This window comes from Acinetobacter sp. TAC-1 (assembly GCF_029025845.1).
Taxonomy (GTDB): domain Bacteria; phylum Pseudomonadota; class Gammaproteobacteria; order Pseudomonadales; family Moraxellaceae; genus Acinetobacter; species Acinetobacter guillouiae.
In genome coordinates this window covers 2,874,209-2,894,245 of record NZ_CP118892.1, presented here as the reverse complement: position 1 = coordinate 2,894,245, position 20,037 = coordinate 2,874,209, and the positions used below count along the sequence as shown (strand labels likewise).

Annotated in this window: 18 protein-coding genes; 8 read left to right on the top strand and 10 right to left on the bottom strand. The window is 41.1% G+C overall.

The window, feature by feature from the left end; translation table 11 throughout:
* The first annotated feature begins 23 nt into the window (after positions 1–23).
* Positions 24–1,208: a hypothetical protein gene (locus tag PYV58_RS13535; protein ID WP_275059547.1), complete on the top strand. Its 1,185-nt coding sequence runs from the start codon at positions 24–26 to the stop codon at positions 1,206–1,208.
* 112 nt (positions 1,209–1,320) lie between these two features.
* Here PYV58_RS13535 and PYV58_RS13530 read toward each other — a convergent pair whose 3' ends face one another.
* Complete coding sequence (locus tag PYV58_RS13530) at positions 1,321–2,154, bottom strand: DMT family transporter (protein ID WP_034615133.1); 834 nt, start codon at positions 2,152–2,154, stop codon at positions 1,321–1,323.
* Positions 2,155–2,229: 75 nt separating this feature from the next.
* On the bottom strand, positions 2,230–3,210 hold the full coding sequence (locus tag PYV58_RS13525) for a LysR substrate-binding domain-containing protein (protein WP_004721384.1): 981 nt from the start codon (positions 3,208–3,210) through the stop codon (positions 2,230–2,232).
* Between the two features lie 100 nt (positions 3,211–3,310).
* On the opposite strand from PYV58_RS13525, the gene PYV58_RS13520 reads away from it, so the two are divergent.
* From PYV58_RS13520 to cntB, 6 genes are all read left to right on the top strand, one after another.
* The gene (locus tag PYV58_RS13520) at positions 3,311–4,423 is read left to right on the top strand and encodes a tartrate dehydrogenase (RefSeq protein WP_004721382.1); all 1,113 of its coding nucleotides are present in this window, start codon (positions 3,311–3,313) and stop codon (positions 4,421–4,423) included.
* 42 nt (positions 4,424–4,465) lie between these two features.
* On the top strand, positions 4,466–6,121 hold the full coding sequence (locus PYV58_RS13515) for a BCCT family transporter (protein WP_155768687.1): 1,656 nt from the start codon (positions 4,466–4,468) through the stop codon (positions 6,119–6,121).
* A complete protein-coding gene (locus PYV58_RS13510; RefSeq protein WP_034615130.1) occupies positions 6,118–7,071 on the top strand; it encodes an alpha/beta hydrolase in 954 nt (317 codons plus the stop codon). Before PYV58_RS13515 ends, PYV58_RS13510 begins: the two co-directional genes overlap by 4 nt.
* Positions 7,072–7,137: 66 nt before the next feature.
* Positions 7,138–8,253 (top strand): carnitine monooxygenase subunit alpha, encoded by a 1,116-nt coding sequence (gene cntA / locus PYV58_RS13505; protein WP_004721375.1) that lies wholly within the window; start codon positions 7,138–7,140, stop codon positions 8,251–8,253.
* 128 nt (positions 8,254–8,381) lie between these two features.
* Entirely contained in the window at positions 8,382–9,833 is a 1,452-nt protein-coding gene (locus PYV58_RS13500) for an NAD-dependent succinate-semialdehyde dehydrogenase (RefSeq protein WP_004721374.1), read from the top strand.
* Positions 9,834–9,944: 111 nt separating this feature from the next.
* Entirely contained in the window at positions 9,945–10,901 is a 957-nt protein-coding gene (gene cntB, locus PYV58_RS13495; protein ID WP_034615127.1) for a carnitine monooxygenase, reductase subunit CntB, read from the top strand.
* Positions 10,902–11,093: 192 nt separating this feature from the next.
* Here cntB and PYV58_RS13490 read toward each other — a convergent pair whose 3' ends face one another.
* The 8 genes from PYV58_RS13490 to PYV58_RS13455 all read right to left on the bottom strand — a co-directional run bounded on the left by PYV58_RS13490 (position 11,094) and on the right by PYV58_RS13455 (position 17,811).
* Positions 11,094–11,975, bottom strand: coding sequence for a transporter (locus PYV58_RS13490; RefSeq protein ID WP_034615124.1), 882 nt, complete (start codon positions 11,973–11,975; stop codon positions 11,094–11,096).
* 74 nt (positions 11,976–12,049) lie between these two features.
* On the bottom strand, positions 12,050–12,970 hold the full coding sequence (gene catA / locus PYV58_RS13485) for a catechol 1,2-dioxygenase (protein ID WP_034615121.1): 921 nt from the start codon (positions 12,968–12,970) through the stop codon (positions 12,050–12,052).
* Positions 12,971–13,094: 124 nt separating this feature from the next.
* Positions 13,095–14,156, bottom strand: coding sequence for a phenol 2-monooxygenase domain-containing protein (locus tag PYV58_RS13480; protein ID WP_034615118.1), 1,062 nt, complete (start codon positions 14,154–14,156; stop codon positions 13,095–13,097).
* A gap of 11 nt (positions 14,157–14,167) precedes the next feature.
* Positions 14,168–14,530, bottom strand: coding sequence for a phenol hydroxylase subunit P4 (locus tag PYV58_RS13475; RefSeq protein ID WP_034615115.1), 363 nt, complete (start codon positions 14,528–14,530; stop codon positions 14,168–14,170).
* Positions 14,531–14,624: 94 nt separating this feature from the next.
* Positions 14,625–16,151 (bottom strand): aromatic/alkene/methane monooxygenase hydroxylase/oxygenase subunit alpha, encoded by a 1,527-nt coding sequence (locus PYV58_RS13470; RefSeq protein WP_004820631.1) that lies wholly within the window; start codon positions 16,149–16,151, stop codon positions 14,625–14,627.
* A 67-nt stretch (positions 16,152–16,218) separates the two neighbouring features.
* Positions 16,219–16,488 (bottom strand): MmoB/DmpM family protein, encoded by a 270-nt coding sequence (locus PYV58_RS13465; RefSeq protein WP_034615112.1) that lies wholly within the window; start codon positions 16,486–16,488, stop codon positions 16,219–16,221.
* 12 nt (positions 16,489–16,500) lie between these two features.
* The gene (locus PYV58_RS13460) at positions 16,501–17,502 is read right to left on the bottom strand and encodes an aromatic/alkene monooxygenase hydroxylase subunit beta (RefSeq protein WP_034615106.1); all 1,002 of its coding nucleotides are present in this window, start codon (positions 17,500–17,502) and stop codon (positions 16,501–16,503) included.
* A gap of 18 nt (positions 17,503–17,520) precedes the next feature.
* The gene (locus PYV58_RS13455) at positions 17,521–17,811 is read right to left on the bottom strand and encodes a phenol hydroxylase subunit (RefSeq protein WP_034615104.1); all 291 of its coding nucleotides are present in this window, start codon (positions 17,809–17,811) and stop codon (positions 17,521–17,523) included.
* A 407-nt stretch (positions 17,812–18,218) separates the two neighbouring features.
* On the opposite strand from PYV58_RS13455, the gene mobR reads away from it, so the two are divergent.
* Positions 18,219–19,901: a phenol degradation transcriptional regulator MobR gene (mobR, locus tag PYV58_RS13450; protein WP_034615101.1), complete on the top strand. Its 1,683-nt coding sequence runs from the start codon at positions 18,219–18,221 to the stop codon at positions 19,899–19,901.
* The last annotated feature ends 136 nt before the right edge of the window (positions 19,902–20,037 follow it).

Below are 20,037 nucleotides of genomic sequence, written 5' to 3'. Positions count from 1 at the left end.
AGGTTAAACAAGGATGTACAACAATGAAGAAGTTATTTCTATTTATAGGTTCAATGGGGCTTTTGGTCAGCATGCCTAGTTTTGCAGCAGATTTAAGTATAGGTGACCCTAAAACAGAATCAGGTGAACTTAAACTTTCTGGCGCAATCCGTACCCGATATATGTACAAAGATTATATCGTTGAGGCAAATGAAGGTTCTAAAAATAAGGACTGGCAGCTTGCAGATATTAAAACAGTATTGAGTTATGAAAATCCAAATTGGATTGCCTCATTAGATCTACGCTGTTACCAATACAGCCGTTTATGTGATGGATTATTTCTAAAAGATGCTTGGGCTGGATATAAAATTTCAGACCAACAACGCTTTACCGTGGGTTTCCAGTCAGTTGATTTTGGATTTGGTCGACTGTGGGGCAACAGCTATTATGAAACCTTGCTAAATACGGTTGGCTTAGAAGATATTCAAAATCTAGGTGCGAAGTATCAGTTTAAAAATGATCAATACAATTTTATTTTAGGTTTTTATCCAACAGATGGCGGTAACTATACAGGGACATCCAAAGACGCAAGTCGCTATAGTGGTAACTTCGTTCAAGCCGATGATTTAAGCCAAGGCACAGATATCGATGAAAAAAATATGTGGGTGACGCGCTTATCTAAAAAATTTGAGTTGGACCCAGCGCAAAAGTTTTCAACTGAGATTGGTGGTTCATTCTGGTACTCAGATCTGGAAAATAATCGCACGCAGCAAGATGGTCATCGAAGTACATGGAGTGTATTTAGTACAACCAATTATCAAGCATGGCAATGGCTTTTCCTCGCAGGTGAACAGAACATTAAAAATGCCGATAATCTTCTGCCAAATAGCTCAACCATGGGGGCATTTGATTACCCCTACCAAGTGGCCAATAAAGGCAAATTTATGGCCAATGAAATTAATTACACTTTGGCTCAACCCTTTTATCAGTTAGAAAATATTAAACCTTATCTGTCCTATAGCCGTTTCTTTAAAGATCAAAAGGGCTATCAAGATTCAGATCGTTTAATTGCTGGGGTGTATTTTAATTATAAAGCAGTAGGGATTCAGGGCGAATATATTTGGAGTCGTAATGATCCAATGACAGGTGGCAGTGCCAACGGTCTTGCACAAGGCGACGGTAATCAGTGGAATAAATTATTTTACTTATCACTTGGTTATTACTTCTAAAATTAACATTGAAGATCAACCAGTCTATTTAAAATAGGCTGGTTTTTTCGATTCTGCCTACGCCAGCCACTCTTAGGAATAGTTGGCACTTAGGAATAAATGGCTGTTAGGGTTAGGCAGCTCTTAGGATCAATGCCCCGATTAAAATAATACATGACGAGACAATACGTATCACATTAACTTGCTCTTTAAGAATAAAGATCGAAATTAGCGTAGCAAATAAAATCGAGGTTTCACGCAGTGCGGCAACAATAGCAACTGGTGCAAGTGTCATCGCCCACAATGCAAGTCCATAAGAGAAAAATGAGCCAATCCCACCAATTAAACCGAAATGCCAATTATGACGAAAATAATCACTCATCTGGTGATATTGCATTTTCAAGGCAAACATAAAAAAGATCAGACCTGAGAGCACAAAGCTCCATAAGATATAAGAAATGGGTGATCCTGAGAGACGAATCCCATGACCATCCACCAAGGTATAGCCAGCAATTAAAACTGCATTGAGCAAGGCTAAGCCAATCCCTTTTCTTCCTGTTTGAGAGGTCGCGAAGATCATAGATAAAATGCCGATGGAAATGGTAATGATCCCAAGCCAAGCATTAAGTTCTAATGTTTCATGCAGCAAAAATGTCCCTAAAACTGCCACAATAAGCGGTGCAGTACCACGCATCAGTGGATAGCTTAGTCCCATGTCAGCGACACGATAGATTTTGGCAACCATACCAAAATAGAGAATCTGTATTCCCGTTGAGGCCAAAATATAAGGCCAACTAGCGCGATGTGGTATCGGGAAAAAGGGCAGTAGTAGCGCTGCTAAAACTGCTGCTGATGCAGTCACCAGTACAGTGGTTAAAAATTTATTTGAGCCTGCTTTGACAATAGCATTCCATGTGGCGTGAAATGCCGCTGCGATTAAAATAAGGCCAAATATTGCCGTGCTCATATGCTGCCTGCATGCTCATGATTGAATTAATGTGCATGATGTTGTTAAAAAAAGAAAGCAGGCAGCTGATCTCGATTATAAAAATACCTTTTCAGCGTGTTGTGTTACCGATTCTACCGGTTGAATCAGTTGTCCACGTGATAGGTTCTGAACATGCTGCAATCGATTCTGTAATTCATTTTGGATAAACAGGATACAGGTCTGTAATTTAGACGAGCTTTTTAAACGTGACGGATAGACTGCCCATACATCGGCATCTTGCCAGTATTCAGGCAAAATATGCTGTAACTGACCGCTAATCAACTCATCTGCAACATCCCAAATTGAACGTAAGATAATGCCATGACCTTCGACTGCCAATTGGTGAATAATTTCACCATTATTGGAAATAAAACGTGGGGTGACATGTACCGACATATCTTCTGAAGCGTGGCGTAATTTCCATAATACCGAGGATTGGTCACGTTCACTGATGGTTAAGCAATCATGACTACGCAAATCATCTAAGCTTTCAGGCATTCCATTTTTCAGTAAATAGCTTGGTGCAGCACAAAAAATTCGGAAATTAGAAACCATTTTTTTGGCAATCATATTGGGTGCAATTTCATTACCAATCCGAATATCTAGATCAATACTGTGTTGAATTAAATCTTTCGTATTATCAATTGTATCAAACTGAATTTCTAATTTTGGATACATGGTCAGCAGTTTAGACAGGATTGGTGCAACATGTTTCCGCCCAAAACCAAAGCTGCTGACAATATCAAGATGCCCTGTGGGCGTACTTAATGGGTTATTGACCAACTCACTGATTTCATCAAATTCATCCAAAATATGAGCGACTCGCTCCAAAATCAGTTTGCCATCTTCAGTCAAACTGACATGACGGGTACTGCGATGAAACAATTTACAGTTTAAATTGTTTTCTAAAATGTTGATGCGCTTACTAATAAACGCAGGCGAAACACCCAGTTCCTCAGCAGAATCAACAAAACTTTTACGTTTTGCGACTGTGCAAAAAACCTTTAAATCCGATAGGTTAGGTAGATTATTCACGATCCGTGTCCATTGGGGTGATAGTTTTATTATTGATCATTTTTGCTGAAAATAGCATGTTTACAGCTAAGGATATTAACCAAAGGTGTAAGGGAGCGTTATGGCAAAAAAGTATAAAGTTGCGACGATTGCAGGCGATGGAATCGGGCTAGAAGTTCTACCAGAAGGGATCAAGGTTGTAAAGGCAGCTGCAGACAAATATGGCATAGCGCTACAGTTCGATGCGTTTGAGTGGGCAAGTTGTGATTACTATCTTGAACACGGAAAAATGATGCCCGACAATTGGTTTGAAATTTTACAGCAATACGATGCGATTTTCTTTGGTGCAGTGGGTTGGCCTGAAAAAGTGCCAGATCATATTTCTCTTTGGGGGTCATTGCTACAGTTCCGTCGTCGTTTTGACCAATATGTGAATTTACGTCCAGTACGTTTAATGCCCGGGGTGAAATGCCCACTTGCAGGTAAAAAACCCGGGGATATTGATTTCTACGTGGTACGTGAAAATAGCGAAGGTGAATACTCTGCGATTGGTGGTAAGGCTTTTGAAGGTACTGAGCGTGAGTTTGTTTTACAAGAAGCTGTGTTTACCCGTCATGGTGTAGACCGCATTTTGAAATATGCCTTTGAGTTTGCCAATCAACGCGATGCTAAAAAAGTTACCGCTGCAACCAAATCAAATGGTATTGCAGTCAGTATGCCGTACTGGGATGAACGTGTTGATGAGATGGCAAAACAATATCCGCAAATCAAGGCAGACAAACAGCATGTCGATATTTTGGCCGCGCGTTTTGTGTTACAGCCTGAACGTTTTGATGTCGTGGTTGCTTCAAATTTATTTGGTGATATTTTGTCGGATTTGGGACCAGCATGTACAGGAACGATTGGTTTAGCTGCTTCTGCAAACTTAAATCCAGAACGTAATTTCCCATCGTTGTTTGAACCTGTACATGGTTCTGCACCCGATATTTATGGTCAAAAAATTGCCAATCCAATTGCTGCAATCTGGTCTGGCGCAATGATGTTGGATTTCTTGGCAGATGGCGACGAACAGGTGGTTCAAGCAGGTCAAGAGATTATGCAGGCGATTGAACATGTATTGCTACATGGCCCAAAAACACCAGATGTGGGTGGAACAGCCAAAACGGACGATGTTGGTGATGCGATAGCAGCATTTGTAACACATCAAAAAATGGACTTATTCGCGATGGAGTAATCGCCCTTAGGGAATAAACAATCAGGATCCAAGATGGATTGAATGGATATGGATAATCAAAATACAAAACTTTATACAGATAAGACACTTGCAATAACCAGTCTTGCCGTTGTGTTTATTTCGGTGGTTGGTTTGGCAATTTACTCGACTGAATCTATACAGCTTGCTGCTCAATGGATGAAGTGGACAACATCTGTTTTTACTACACCAGTGCTTTTATTTGCATTTTTATCAATTATTTTTACCTTTGCTTTGGCGTTCAGTAAATATGGAAAAATCAAATTAGGTGAAGGCAAACCGCAATACAGTACCATGTCATGGATTTTCATGTTCATTTTATCGGGTATTGGTTCTTCGACCTTATATTGGGGCTTCTTAGACTGGGCTTATTATTATCAAACACCGGGTTTAAATTTAACTCCTGAATCTGCGGAAGCATTGAAATATAGCGTTGCTTACTCATTCTTTCATTCGGGATTGAGTGCTTGGTCGATCTATGCGCTGGCTTCAATTTCACTGTGTTATAGCTACCATGTCAGAAAGAATAAAGGCTTGAGTTTGGCTTCAATGATTGAAGCGGTCACTGGCTTTAAGGCAACTGGACCTGTTGGGCGCCTTGTCGATCTGATGTTCTTGTTGTGTATGTTCGGTGCGTTAACAATTTCTTTGGTGCTGACTGCGGTGACTTTTACCAATATTTTGTCGCAGCTGACAGGTATCCCCAATACCTTTATGACCAAAGTGGTGATTATTTTTGCAGTATCGATTTTATTCGCCCTGAGTTCTTATGTGGGGATGGATAAGGGCATGCAACGTCTCAGCCATATGGTGTGTTTAGGTGTGGTGTTGTTTGCGATTTATGTGCTGTGCTTTGGGCCGACCCAATTCATTATGAATAACTCGCTGATGAGCTTTGGCTTAATGGCAACCAATTTTGTCGATATGAGTTTATTTACCGACCCAATGGGCGATGGAAAGTTTACCCGTGAATGGACCGTATTTTATTGGTTATGGTGGATTTCTTATGCACCAGGTGTGGCGTTATTTGTAACGCGTGTTTCAAAGGGACGTACCATCAAAGAAGTGATTCTTGCCATGGTCATCGGTGGTAGCGTTGGTTTATGGTTCATCTTTGGGGTGTTTGAAAACTACAGTGTCTATAACTTTATTCACGGTATGGTCAATGTGCCACAAGTTTTAAGCCAACAAGGTGGTGAAGTTGCGATTAGCCAACTGCTTGGTTTATTGCCTGCTGGCAAGCTGATGATGTGGATTTTCCTTGGGATTATGGTGATTTTTCTTGCAGCACATATGGATGCTGTGGGCTATGCAGTGTCGGCAACTTGTACCCGTGGTTTACGTGAGGGGCAAGACCCATCCCCAAATGCCCGTTTGTTCTGGTGTGTGATGCTAACCCTTGTTCCGATTGCGATGATTTTCTCTAAAGCACCTTTGGACACCATGAAGACCGCGACCATTGTGACTGCCTTGCCATTCATTGTGATTATTTTGATACAGACCTATGGCTTGGTGAAATGGTTGATTGAGGATTATTCAAAGGTTCCATCCCATCTGATAGAGCAAATGAGTTTTAGTGAGTTGGAATCTTTAGATCAAACAGATGCAAATAAACATATGCACATTGATGTTGCAATTGGACCCACTGCGGATAAAACCAGTCAAAAGGAATTGTCATGACACAACAACCGAGCATGCACTATAGATTGAGTGAAGAAATGCAAAGTCTGGTGTATTGGAGCAGCATTTATTCACCTGCGGATGATGATATCGATTCTATTCGGGCTGCGTATGATGCGATGTGCTTACATTACACCTTACCACGTGATGGTACGGTCAATATTGAAAATAAAACTGTGCCGCAGCTCAATCATCCAGTCAATGTTCGGTTGTATTCACCATTGGGCGAAGCACCAGCGACAGGTTGGCCATGTATTTTATATCTTCATGGTGGCGGTTGGATGGTGGGAAATCTTGATTCACATGAGTTTATCACCCGCTATTTATGTCGTGATTTAAATGTTGCTGTGCTGAGTGTGGATTATCGCTTAACACCAGAACACCATTTTCCAGCTGCATATGAAGACTGTGAAACGGTATATCACTGGCTCTATCAACATGGCTTGCAATGGAAGATTAATCCAAATCAAATTGTTTTGATGGGGGACAGTGCGGGCGGTAATTTAGCGGCTGCACTTGCAGTGCAATTACAACATACAGGGGCTCAAGCCTGTGGTCTTGCAATGATTTACCCATGTTTGAGTAGTGGTTTTGATACGGCATCTTGTCAGCAGCAAGCAGATGCACCGTTACTGTCGCTAGCGGATATGCATGATTACTTGCAAGCCTATGCGCCAAATGCAAGCGACTGGCAGGACTTACGTTTATCACCACTGTTGGCACAGGATTTTTCCGATATGCCCCGTAGTTTTATTGCCGTCGCTGAGTATGACCCACTCAGTGATGATGGGCGTATTTTTGCTGACAAGTTAAAACAGGCCAATATTGCAACCGAATTTTATCTCGGTAAAGGATTACTACATGGCAGTTTACGGTTAGTACGTGACTGTCCTGTGGTGCAAGATTTATATCAGCGCATGCTGAGTTCGTTAAAGCCAATTTTCAATTGATTTGAACATCAGCCAATTTTAAACAAACGGTCGTTAGGACAAAAAAGAGTTTAATGGAGTAAAAACATGAATGCAGTTGAAAAATTACCAGAAGATTTCTGTTCAAACCCAGACGTTGCTTGGACATTTCCCAAAGTGTTCTATACATCGTCTCAAGTTTTCGAGCGTGAAAAAGAAGAAATTTTTGCAAAAAGCTGGATTTGCGTTGCACACGGCAGTGAAGTGGCACAAGCCAATGACTATATTACCCGTAAGGTCATTGGTGAAAATATTATTGTGATTCGCGGGAAAGACAGCGTATTACGGGCTTTTTATAATGTTTGTCCGCATCGTGGACATGAGTTGTTAAGTGGCAGTGGTAAAGCGAAGAATGTGATTACCTGTCCTTATCATGCATGGACATTTAAGCTAGACGGAAGTTTGGCACTGGCACGTAACTGTGATCATGTTGAATCCTTTGATAAACAAAACTCAAGTATGGTGCCTGTAAAAGTTGAAGAGTATGCCGGTTTTATCTTTATCAATATGGATGAAAATGCCACTTGTGTTGAAGATCAATTGCCTGAGTTTGCACAAAAGCTCAATGAAACTTGTGCGGTGATCAAAGATTTAAAACTTGCAGCACGCTTTGTGACGGAAACACCAGCGAACTGGAAAGTGATTGTAGATAACTATATGGAATGTTATCACTGCGGACCTGCGCATCCGGGCTTTGCTGATTCTGTTCAGGTGGATAAATATTGGCATACCACACATCAAAACTGGACCTTGCAATATGGTTATGCACGTTCTTCAGAAAAATCCTTCAAGCTGGATCCATCTGTACAAGATCCAACCTTTAGTGGTTTTTGGACATGGCCTTGCACCATGTTTAATGTGCCACCAGGCGGTAATTTTATGACCGTGATCTATGAATTTCCTGTAGATGCTGAAACGACATTACAACATTATGATATTTACTTTACCAATGAAGAACTGACTCAAGACCAAAAAGATTTGATTGAATGGTATCGTAATGTCTTCCGCCCAGAAGATTTAAATCTGGTTGAAAGTGTGCAACGTGGCTTAAAGTCACGTGGTTATCGCGGTCAAGGGCGAATCATGACGGATAAGCAACGTTCGGGGATTAGTGAACACGGCATTGCTTATTTCCAAAACCTCGTTGCGCAATATCACAAATAATCATTTAAGGGAGCTTCTCAAATTATCACTGGGGCCAAGAGCTCAATCATGTGTTATTTAGAGAAGCGCTCAAGTTAAAGGTGCGGCAAATAAAGTCGTACCTTGCTTTCAAACTATAGGATCATGACATGTCAAGTTTGCAAGGTAGTCCGCTATTTCAACAACGCGGATGGGTAAATGGTCAGTGGATCAATGCACAATCCAATGCCACTGTACCCGTCACCAATCCAGCAACAGGTGAAGAGATTGGGCTTATTCCCAATATGGGGGCGGCAGAAGCAAGCCTAGCGGTTGATGCTGCATATCAAGCCTTAGCAACGTGGAAAGCCTTAACTGCACAAAAACGCGCAGATTTATTATTGGCTTGGTATCAGTTGGTATTGGCACATGCTGACGAACTGGCTCGTATCATGACCATTGAACAAGGCAAGCCTTTGGCTGAAGCTTTAGGTGAAGTGAAATATGCTGCTTCATTTATTCAATGGTTCGCAGAAGAGGGCAAGCGAGTTTATGGTGATGTGATTCCTACCACCAATAATCAACAGCGTTTTATCATTACCAAGGAACCTGTAGGTGTGGTTGCAGCGATCACGCCTTGGAATTTCCCAATCGCTATGATTACCCGTAAAGCTGCGCCAGCTTTAGCTGCGGGTTGTACGATTGTGATTAAACCTGCCAATGAAACGCCTTATTGCGCCTTGGCCATTGCCAAACTTGCAGAAATGGCAGGGATTCCTGCTGGGGTGATCAATGTTGTAACAGGTCAGTCACAAGAAATCGGTGCAGTATTTACCAGTCATGAAAAAGTCAAAAAACTGACTTTTACTGGCTCAACACCTGTTGGTCGTTTATTGATGCAGCAATGTTCAGACACGATTAAAAAACTTGCGCTCGAACTTGGTGGAAATGCGCCATTGATTATTTTTGATGATGCGGATTTAGATAAAGCAGTACAAGGTGCAATTTTTGCCAAATTCCGTAATGCAGGGCAAACCTGTGTTTGTGCTAACCGTATTTATGTACATGACAAGGTTTATCAGGCATTTACTGAGAAATTTGTGCAAGAAGTTGAAAAATTTAAGATTGGCAATGGTCTTGAAGAAAATGTACAGATAGGGCCTTTAATCAATGAAAAAGCCGTCCTTAAGGCTCAACAGTTGATTGATGATGCACGAAAAAAAGGTGCACAAGTGGCATGTGGTGGTAAACAGCATGCACTTGGACAGACCTTTTTTGAACCAACCGTGCTTACTGATGTGGATCAAAGCATGGAAATTGTCAAAGAAGAAATCTTTGGGCCAGTGGCACCACTGATTCGATTTAGTGATGAAGCAGATGTGGTTGCCCAAGCCAATGACACCATCTTTGGTTTGGCAGCCTATGTGTATAGCGAAAGCATTTCACGGATCTGGCGTGTCGCAGAACAACTTGAATATGGCATGGTGGGGATGAACTCAACTGCAATTTCAAATGAAGTGGTCCCGTTTGGTGGCGTGAAGCAATCTGGGGTAGGCCGTGAAGGTTCTAAGTATGGCTTAGAAGAATTCATGACCATTAAATATATGTGTTTAGGGCTATAGGATAAAGGCGTGTTGGACATTCATTGATGATCATCCAACACGCTGCCCTCCAATGAGAAAGCGCTTGAATAAGTACTTAAAAAAGCAACATGTGGTAAAGAGGATTTAGACATGGCAAGTCATTATGAAATGTTTGCATCAGTGGTCACAGGGGTAGAGCAACTTACACCATTGATCAAACGGTTTACATTTAAACGTCAGGATGGACAAAATTTTCCTCAGTTTAATGGGGGCAGTCATATCATTGTAAAAATGAATGATCAGCTTTCCAATGCCTATTCACTGATGAGCTGTGCTCAGGATCTTAGCACTTACCAAGTATGCGTACGTAAAGATGTAGAAGGTAAAGGTGGCTCGGTCTATATGCATGAGCAATGCAATGAAGGCTGTGAAATTCTGATTTCAGAACCTAAAAATTTATTTCCGCTGGCTGAAAATGGCGCAAAACATATTTTAATTGCGGGTGGGATTGGGATTACGCCTTTTGTGCCGCAAATGGATGAGTTGGCTGCACGTGGGGCAGATTACGAATTGCATTATGCCTATCGTTCGCCAGAGCATGCTGCACTGTTGCAAGAGCTTAAACAAAAACATGCTGAACATATTTTTAGTTATGTCGATTCAGAAGGGAAATGCCTTGACCTCGATCAATTAATTTCCGCACAGCCAAAGGGCACACACGTTTATGTCTGTGGGCCAAAGCCAATGATTGATGCGGTGATTGATCGTTGTAATTTTCATCGTTATCGAGATGAATATATTCATTGGGAACAATTTGCTTCAACCGTACCTGAAGATGGTGAAGCGTTTACTGTGGTTTTGGCGAAATCTAATCAGCAAGTTGAAGTTCAAGGCAACCAGACTATTTTACAGGCAATTGAAGCATTGAATATTGATGTTGAGTGTTTGTGTCGTGAAGGGGTGTGTGGTACTTGTGAAACTGTAATTCTAGACGGTGAGGCAGAGCACTTTGATCAGTATTTGAGTGATGATGAAAAGGCATCACAACAATCGATGATGATTTGTGTATCTCGTGCCAAAGGCAAAAAATTGGTATTAGATTTATAAATAATCCTTGGCGTAAACCGAAGTGATTTATGTTGATATATTGCAGCTTTACTTTAACCTGAATTGCCGGTTTCTAAATTAACGCCGAATGAGTCTCATTCGGCGTTAATGACTGGTTAAGAGTATGATTTAACAACTGCATTTGAGCATCAGCACAAAAAAACAAATACTGTTGAATGCAAAGCATAGCCACTAAAAAGCCCAAACAAATTTTAATACACTGGTATGGCCTTCAGGACGATTTTCAACATGAGTTTCTTTTAAATACTTTGCTTCAATTGACCAGTTTTTATCTTGATATTGTATTGCAGGACCAATTGCTAAAACTTGTCCACGCATCGCAATATTTTCACCCTGTTGCTTATCTGACTTGGTTTGCTTAAAAGCATAGCCTTCAACAGCCACTTTAACCTGATCAGTAAGTTTATATCCAAGACTATAATCACCAGCAAAATATTCGCCAGATTTGTATTGGGTATCATCATTTTCAGTATTAAAGCTATAAGAAATTTTAGTTGAAATATCTAAACCATTTTTTGGGGCATAGCTGTAAGCAAAAATCGGTCGAACAGTATTGTAGTTTTTGCCAATATTGGCGACCAAAGGCTGTTGTGCTGTGGCCTTATCATATTGACCTGTGGCGAGTACTGTTTCTATCGCAGCAATCCAGTGGTGATCTCCTTGATGCCAACCTAACATTGACCCCAACATTAAGTCACCTAAGGCAGTGTTATGATCTGACATCCCCGCTGCAGATAATCTGAGATCAACCATAGGCTGTATGGCATAGAAACCCAGTTGACCACCGAAATAGTTTTGTTCTGTCATCCAGACCAAACGGGGTATAAAGGCATTTACATCTAAATGAAAATTCGCTGGGCCATTATCAAAACTTCCAGCATGGTAATTTTGATAATAACTTAATAGATACACGCCAGCAGGTGGTAGTGCGCCTGCCATCATACCTTCAGCACCGAGGGCAAATGAGTCAGCCCCATTTTCTGTGGCACAGGCAATGCTACTGGTTAAACCGAGCATCAATGGAACTGAAAGTTTGAACATTAATTGTTTCATAGAAAATCCTTTTCAATGATATTTTTATTGCAGCTAGCTGTAGTTAAACGGATTTAGTATCACTACATTGTTGACTAAGCGGCTACTCGACGACGATCGACCTCTGTAGAGGGGACTTGATCAACGTCTTTGACCAATTGGAAATTAAATTTGATGTGTTTAAAGGCTTTATCCAAATTGTATTGTTTAATTTTCGCGAGATCCGTTACATCCAGCGCAGTAGCGATCAGTCCATCACGAGTAGCAAAGGCAAAGTCATCCCAAAGGTATTTGTCACCTTCAATATTAAATTGAGTGGTCAGTTTGCGATAACCCGGCGCAGAGACAAAGTAGTGAACATGCGAAGGGCGGTTACCATGTCGACCCAACAAATTGAGTAAAGCTTGTGTTGTACCTTCAGGTGGACAGCCATAACCGACAGGCATGGTGGTTTGAGCGATATATTGACCTTGTGTATCGGTGAAAATACTGCGGCGTAAATTAAATGCAGACTGAGATTTATCAAAGAATGAATAGTTGCCTAAACTGTTGGCATGCCAGATTTCTACTTTTGCATTGGGAATAATCTGTCCAGCAGTGTCAGTGACAATGCCTTCAATGATTAAGGCATCGACGTGCGCAGATTCAGAACCATCATCCATACGAGCAAAGCCAACGGACTCAGGCGCACCTGCAACATAAAGCGGTCCTTCAATTGTTCGTGGTGTTCCACCTGTAATACCGGCTTTAGTATCTGCATCATCTGCACGTAAATCTAAGTAATGTTCTAGCCCGAGACCTGCTGCCAAAAGTCCCAGTTCATTGGCTTGACCTGCATCTGTCAAATATTCTAAGCCTTTCCAAAGCTCGGTTTGAGACATATCTAAGTCTTCAATGGCTTGGAATAAATCACCAAGTAAACGAACAACGATTTGCTGAACACGCAGATTGACTTCACCTGTTGCTGTCGCGACATTCATTTGCTGAACGAGGCTATCGATTTGTTGTCTATTCATCATCATCTTCCTTTGATTGATATGAGTATTTGGCATGAGTATCTTGAGAGCGATCTGGAATCAGTGCAGATCACTCACGCTGGTGTTGCTATATTGGATAATTTAAGGGTTCAACCACTCGACTTTAGATGTGTCTAAAAAGTGCCGAACGTGATTGCCCATTTGCACCATCTGCTGCACTTAAAAAGCGTTCAGTATGGATGTCTTTTTCAAATAAACGGCTTTGCATCAAGGTGGAGATGGCGGCATCAATCATCGGTGGCGGGCCACATAAATATGCCTTGTGCCCACTGCATTTATTTTCAAAATAATTGGCAACCGCTTCATGTACATAACCTGTAAACCCTGTCCATTGGTCTTCTGGCTTAGGCGCATTTAAGGCAGGGATGTATCTGAAATTTGGATATTCTTTGACAAGCTGTTCGAATTTTTCACGGTTATATAATTCAGCAACATCCCGTGCACCTTGGAACAAATAAATGATACGGGTGTCACCTTGTTCTAAAAGATCCAGAATCATCGATTGAGGGCTTGAAAGCCCTGAACCACCTGCAATGAAAATGACATTTTGCTGATCAGACTTACGCACAAAAAATTGTCCATAAGGTCCTGAAAGCGCCATTTCTTCACCAACACTCAGTTCATCATGCACATAGCGTGTTGCTGCACCACCTTGCACTTTACGAATATGTAATTCGATCAGATTTGCTTCGCTCGGTGTATTGGCGATTGAAAATGCCCGGGTTCCTTCAATATTAGGGAGTTGGATATTGATGTATTGGCCTGCTTGAAACTGCATTGGTCGATCAAGCTGAAGTCGAATACCTTTAATCGTCGGCGATAAATCCGTTATTTCAATGACTTTGGCTTGGTAGTCTTGGACTAAATAGCCTAAGAAATCCTCGTCTTCATCCACATCCGCTTCGATGACCATGTCAGATTCGGGCTTGCAACAACAAGCCAACACTTTATTTTCTTCACGTTCAATGTCCATAAGCGCAAAAGGCGAGGCTTCACCAACATCATAAAAACCGTCTGTGACTTGAACTTTACATGTACCACAAGTGCCATGTCCGCAAGCAAAGGGCAACCAAACACCTTGACGCAATGCTGCATCTAAAATGGTTTGATCTTCTTCAACTTGAATGATGGTTCCTGCTGGTTCAATCGTGACTTGATAGCTCATCTGTGTTCTCCTTAAACATGTGTGCCTTGGTAACCCGTTAGATCAGGCGTTACAAAGCGCAGGAGAGATTTATGATCAAAACCCAAATCTTCTAGGGACTTAGAAAAATCAGCCTGTAAAAGATTGCGGTTTAAACGGAATTCAACTTTAGACCAATCAATATGTTTAAAATCGGGATGTTGCTCAAAACCCGCCTGAATTTGCCCATCAATCAAGGCTTGTAAGCTTTGTTTTGGTGAAACCACAAAAGCATGTGCCGAACAAAATAGGGTGTGATGATCCCAACCAATAAACAACAACATGTTTTCGCCGTAATTTTGTTGTAGATCTAGTGGTTCAAATTGATATTTTTCAACAATCGCTTGTACAGTCATGGTGTATTTCCTTAAACTTTTGAATAAATCCTTGAGCGGATGCTGTCGAATTAGACAACATCCATTGCTTATTTTTTAATTTTTGGATGAGGGTTTAAGCTGCGTTGCCTTTCCATTTTTTCCAGCGCTGTTGGTCAGGTGAACCTTCAATATCGAGATTGTCTGCACCGACATTAAAGTTGTAGTAATCCCTTAAAATACTTTCTAAATCTGGACCACCACAGTTACCCTGCAAAATTTGATGTACAGGCAACCACGCTTGGATGTATTTCTCAGGTTCGCGTTCAAAAATGTCATGACAACCATCAGAGCAAGTGTGATAACGCTCATCTTTGTAAATTGAATCACGATAGCTAAATAGTGTTGGGTCGCCATCCATTTCTGTAAAGGTCATTGGAATTTGGCATACTTGGCACAATTGAGGTAAACCCGCGCTATAGAAGCGTTTACCTTCAGCTTCCATTTTTCGAGCAAGTTCCCAACGTGGGCGGTAGTATTTATCAAACGTGTCAGGGTATTTTTCTGAGAGCCAATCCATTTCCTCATCTGTTGGAATCCACGTATGGAAGCCTGCTGCATGACCGAAGTTATAGAAAATCCACCATGCTTGATGCGAAACATGTTCTTTCTCTTTGCTAATCACTTCACTATATTTCGGCATACGAATCCCGTAGCGACTTAAGTCTTTAAACAAAGCGCCACCTGCTTCTTCAAAATAAGTTTCCCAAGCTTCTTTCCATGACATGACTTTATTTGGCAACATGTAATCCATCATCATGCCGACGATGGACAGCAGGCGAGTTCCTCGCCAGAACCATTTATCAATCCATTCTTGTACGATTGGCACATTATCTTCGTGCTGTTCCAGTAAGAATTTTACGATTTCCAGTCCTAGCGTCATGTGGCGTGCTTCGTCTGATTGTGCACTAAAGCCAAATGTTACGGTCGCCATATCACCGTTGTAAGCTGCTCCCGACATGAAAGGAACGAACAATAAGTTAGTAAGGACATATTCAAAGGCAAAGCTGATTGCCAATAAAAACTCAAAAGGCCCCGCTGAACGTGCATCTTCAAAGAATGATTTAGGTACAGACAAGTACCAGACACGGTCATGCATATGTGCCCAGTCTTGGAAGCCATCAAAGAACTTGTTGTAATGGCTCATTGCATGAATCTGGGTTTGTACATGACGTAATTCATCAATGGATTGCATTTGCGAGGCGATACGTGCACCAATGCCACTAAACTGACGTCCAACATGGGCATAGCCTTGGTATGCTTGATACTCAAGCGGGGTTACCGCGGTTAAAAACAATTTAATCGCGTTGACATAACGTTCATTTGAAACATTCATTTGCCCATTGTTTTGTGCAAAAGCATCAAAAATGGCATATAGCTTCTTTTCTTTTTCTGCTTGGTATTTCCAATAGTTATCCATGGTTAAACGGAAAGGATCTTCCCATTTCGACCAGTCGGTAATTTTGATGCCTTCAAACTCTTCATACGGAAAGGCATCTTTACGATCTGCATAGGAAAAGTCCCAATCTAGATCACGGGTGAGTATCCGATAACGTTCTTTGGCATTGAGCTTTTTATTGTTTACTTTGGCTTGGCTATTCATTTTGATCATCCTTTAACTTACATGCAGCTGCCTGCTATTTATGCTTTAAATCTAGGGGAAGTACGGCTTAGTTCCACTTCAAGGTAAAACTGTCATCATCTTCATCAACATTGCCACCTAAGGTAATCATGTTGAGTTGTAGTTCTTGGATATCCCAGTTTTGCCCAAGTTTTTCTGATACTGTTTCTGCCCGTACTACCAGCTCGCCAGTGCTTTCGACCCGAATCATCGCGGGAAGATATTGAATTGTTGCTTGAGGATTGTCCTGTTCAATCGCTTCAATGATGTAGCGTGAGGTGTCATTGTCTTGCAATGCTAAATAAACTTTAGAGGTCATGATGGCAAATCCTTATGCTGCTAAATCGAGTAAAATGTTGCCGGCTTTTTTGCTACGTTCAGAGATCTTATTTAGACCTGAATCAATCCCTGAATCCGTGAGTGTGGTTTGTGCCCAAGCACTAAATGCTTGTTTAACTTGGGGTAGTAATTCCGTGATCCATGATTGAATCAGGGTTTTATTGTCTTCAGATTCAGAAATTGCAGTTTTTAAAACACTGTCTGACCACTTCGCTAAATCAGTTAAACAGTCCTTCATAAATTCAGTAAGAATGGCAATATCACGCCCGCCATTTTCAACCAGCCATTCATCCAGCTGTCCAAAAACCAGCTCTTGTAACATGCTGTCAATCAACAGATTTTGCAGAATGTAAAGTTTGAACCAGTCTTGTTCAGTTAGGCTTTGTTCACAAAGTTTACGTAAGGGTTGCCAAGTTTCATCATTTAGCCAAGCGTGTTTGGCCTGTTGTAAGGATTCACCTGTATTGCCATCAAGAATCAAGCCAATACGTGAAATGTATTGCGCCATACCGAGACGATCCATAGCCGCAAAAATACATGCTTGGGTGATGACAGTGCCATAACCATAAGCACTGCCTGACATCATATGTAAGTTGGCCGTTTGTTCGACATAGCGAAAAGGTAATAAACACTGGATGATTTTTTGTTTCACTTCATCACTGAGATTATTGATCAACTGACGTTTTTCAAAAAAAGCATAATGACTTTCAGCGGTATCTTGCAGACGTGCACGATGTTGCACATAAGCGCCGTAATAAAATTGACGAGGGTCTTTAAATGCATACCAATCTTGCATTTGCAAAGCGGTATGGGTTTTATCATTTAAGGTTTTATCTGGCTTCCATAAGGGGCGATAGTGAAAATTTGTCGAAGCTTGAATATCAAAGCTGACTTCTTGATAGCGTGTTGCGGGCTTGGCTCCAAAACGGCGTTCGATATACGCATAAGTCTGACGAATCGGTTGCAAATTGGATGTTTTAATTTCTAAAGTCATTACTTTCTCCTTGTAGAATTAAGCCTGATCGTCTTGATCAGAATGTTGGCGAGCATGATTTAAAACAGTCGGTTCAATGCCATAACGCCATTTATCTTCCTGCGCATCGTTCCAAGCTTGTTGTTTTGCGGTCATTTCAATGACATGATTAATTTCACAAAAATGTTGGAAAGCCTGTTGGGGGAGAATCAGTTCAACAAAAAGCGTGGGGTCTTGAATGGCAAAATCGAACTCGACAAATTTGGCATTCCGCTCACCAGTAATACGGATATATTTGACCAATGCGGTAGGCTGTTTAGCGTCAATCATGTGCTTATCCTTTTATCAACATCAAAACAATTTTGATGTAGAGCTTCATGCTCATGTGCTAGGTTTGCTCTAGATATTCCAAAAGTCGTGCCAACTTTAAAATTTAATTAAAATTCAAATATTTATTATTTTTTTGCTCATGAGGATATGAAGTACGACAGCATTATTTTCATCAAATAATGAACCTAAAGAGATGCTGATTTCATCAAAAGATGAAACAGTGATTTTGATGGGGGAAGGTCGAGTTAATGTTTATAAAAACCAATAACGACTTGATATCGATTAAAATAAGAACAATATACCTTAAAGGTATGAAAATATAAGAAAAGGTAGTGAAGCTTTTGGGTCAGAATTAGGTAATATCAAGATTGCATTCACAAAGACATATAGCCAAGGATGGATATATCATGCCCCCAGCCAAAGATGTGAAGGTATATAAAAAAATACTGGAACAGAACAAAGATATTCAAGATTTACTCGATAAAATCGTTTTTGATGCTCAACACGGACAAATCTGGTTTGATGAAAATCGGATGTTGTTAATGCATACCAGTATTCTGGGCTTTTTAAGAAAAGATCTCTATCAAATGCTGGGGCTTGAACGCACCAAACGCTTTTTTATTCGTTGTGGTTACCAAGCTGGCATGCGCGATGCAGAAGTAACCTCAAAACTACGACCAAATTTAAATGAAGCAGAAGCTTTTATGGCTGGACCGCAAATGCATGGCATCCGTGGCATGGTGCAGGTTGACGTCAATGAGCTGCATTTAAGTCATGATTTAAAACAGTTTTATGCTGATTTTAACTGGCTTAATTCATTTGAGGCAGAGGTGCATTTAAGTGAATTTGGTGCTTCAGATCAACCTGCTTGTTGGATGTTATTGGGCTATGCCTGTGGCTATAGCAGCTTTGTCATGGGGCAGACCATTATCTATCAAGAGACACATTGCGTTGCTCAGGGTGATGAGCATTGTCGAATCATTGGAAAGCCGTTGAGTGAATGGGAAAATGCCGATGAGTTGATTCGCTTTATGTCACCCGATGCTGTCTCGGACGAAATCATTGCCTTACAGGCGGAACTCAATCAATTAAAGAAAAATATCTATACCGATGCTGAAAGTGATTACACCATGTTTAATGCGGTAGGAGAGTCGGTCGCCTATCGCAAAGTCTGTGATCTACTTAAAAAAGCAGCAGGGAGTAAAGTCGCAGTTTTATTACAAGGTGAAACAGGCGTTGGCAAAGAAGCATTTGCACGTGGTATTCATAATGGCAGTCAGCGCCAAGCGCAACCATTTGTGGCAGTGAATTGTGCCTGTATTCCTCCTGATCTGATTGAGTCAGAACTGTTTGGAGTGGAAAAAGGCGCATTTACTGGTGCGGTTCAATCTCGAATGGGAAAATTTGAACGCGCCCATGGTGGAACAATTTTTCTAGATGAGGTGGTTGAGCTTTCACCGCGTGCACAAGCTGCGTTATTACGTATGCTGCAAGAAGGTGAGTTTGAACGGGTAGGAGATAGTCGCACCCGCCAAGTCGATGTCAGACTTGTTGCTGCGACCAATGAGGATTTAGAGCAGGCCGTAAAAGATGGGAAATTCCGTGCAGATTTATATTATCGCTTAAATATTTTTCCTGTGATTATTCCGCCTTTACGTGAGCGAAGAGAAGATATTCCATTGCTGATTAATCATTTTTTGGCACGTTTTGAAAATATGTATAACAAAACTCTAAAAGGGCTCAGTGATAAAGCAAAAAACTTTATGATGAAATATGATTGGCCTGGCAATATTCGTGAGCTGGAAAACTTGTTGGAAAGAGCCACCTTACTGACCGATCATCAACAGGAAATTAAATTGGACAGTTTGTTTCCTCAACATAAGGATTTAGAAGCAGTGGGTGAAACTGCACAATCGCTGATCAATGTAGAGGATTTATTTAGTGAGAATTTCTCTTTAGATCAACTTGAACAAAATATTATTCGTAGCGCAATGGATAAAAGCCAGCAGAATGTCTCAGAAGCTGCCCGTATGCTTGGAATTAGTCGAGCAACATTGGATTACCGTTTAAAGAAAATTACGTTAGGTTAAAATCAAATTGGTCCCAATAACCATAGGCCAATAGCCATAGAAATGTGCTTGGATAGCGCTTTGATCAGCTTCAGGCCGCTATGTTATCTGTCTATAGTTGTTGATAGCTATCAATTTAAAACAGATGAGTTGAATG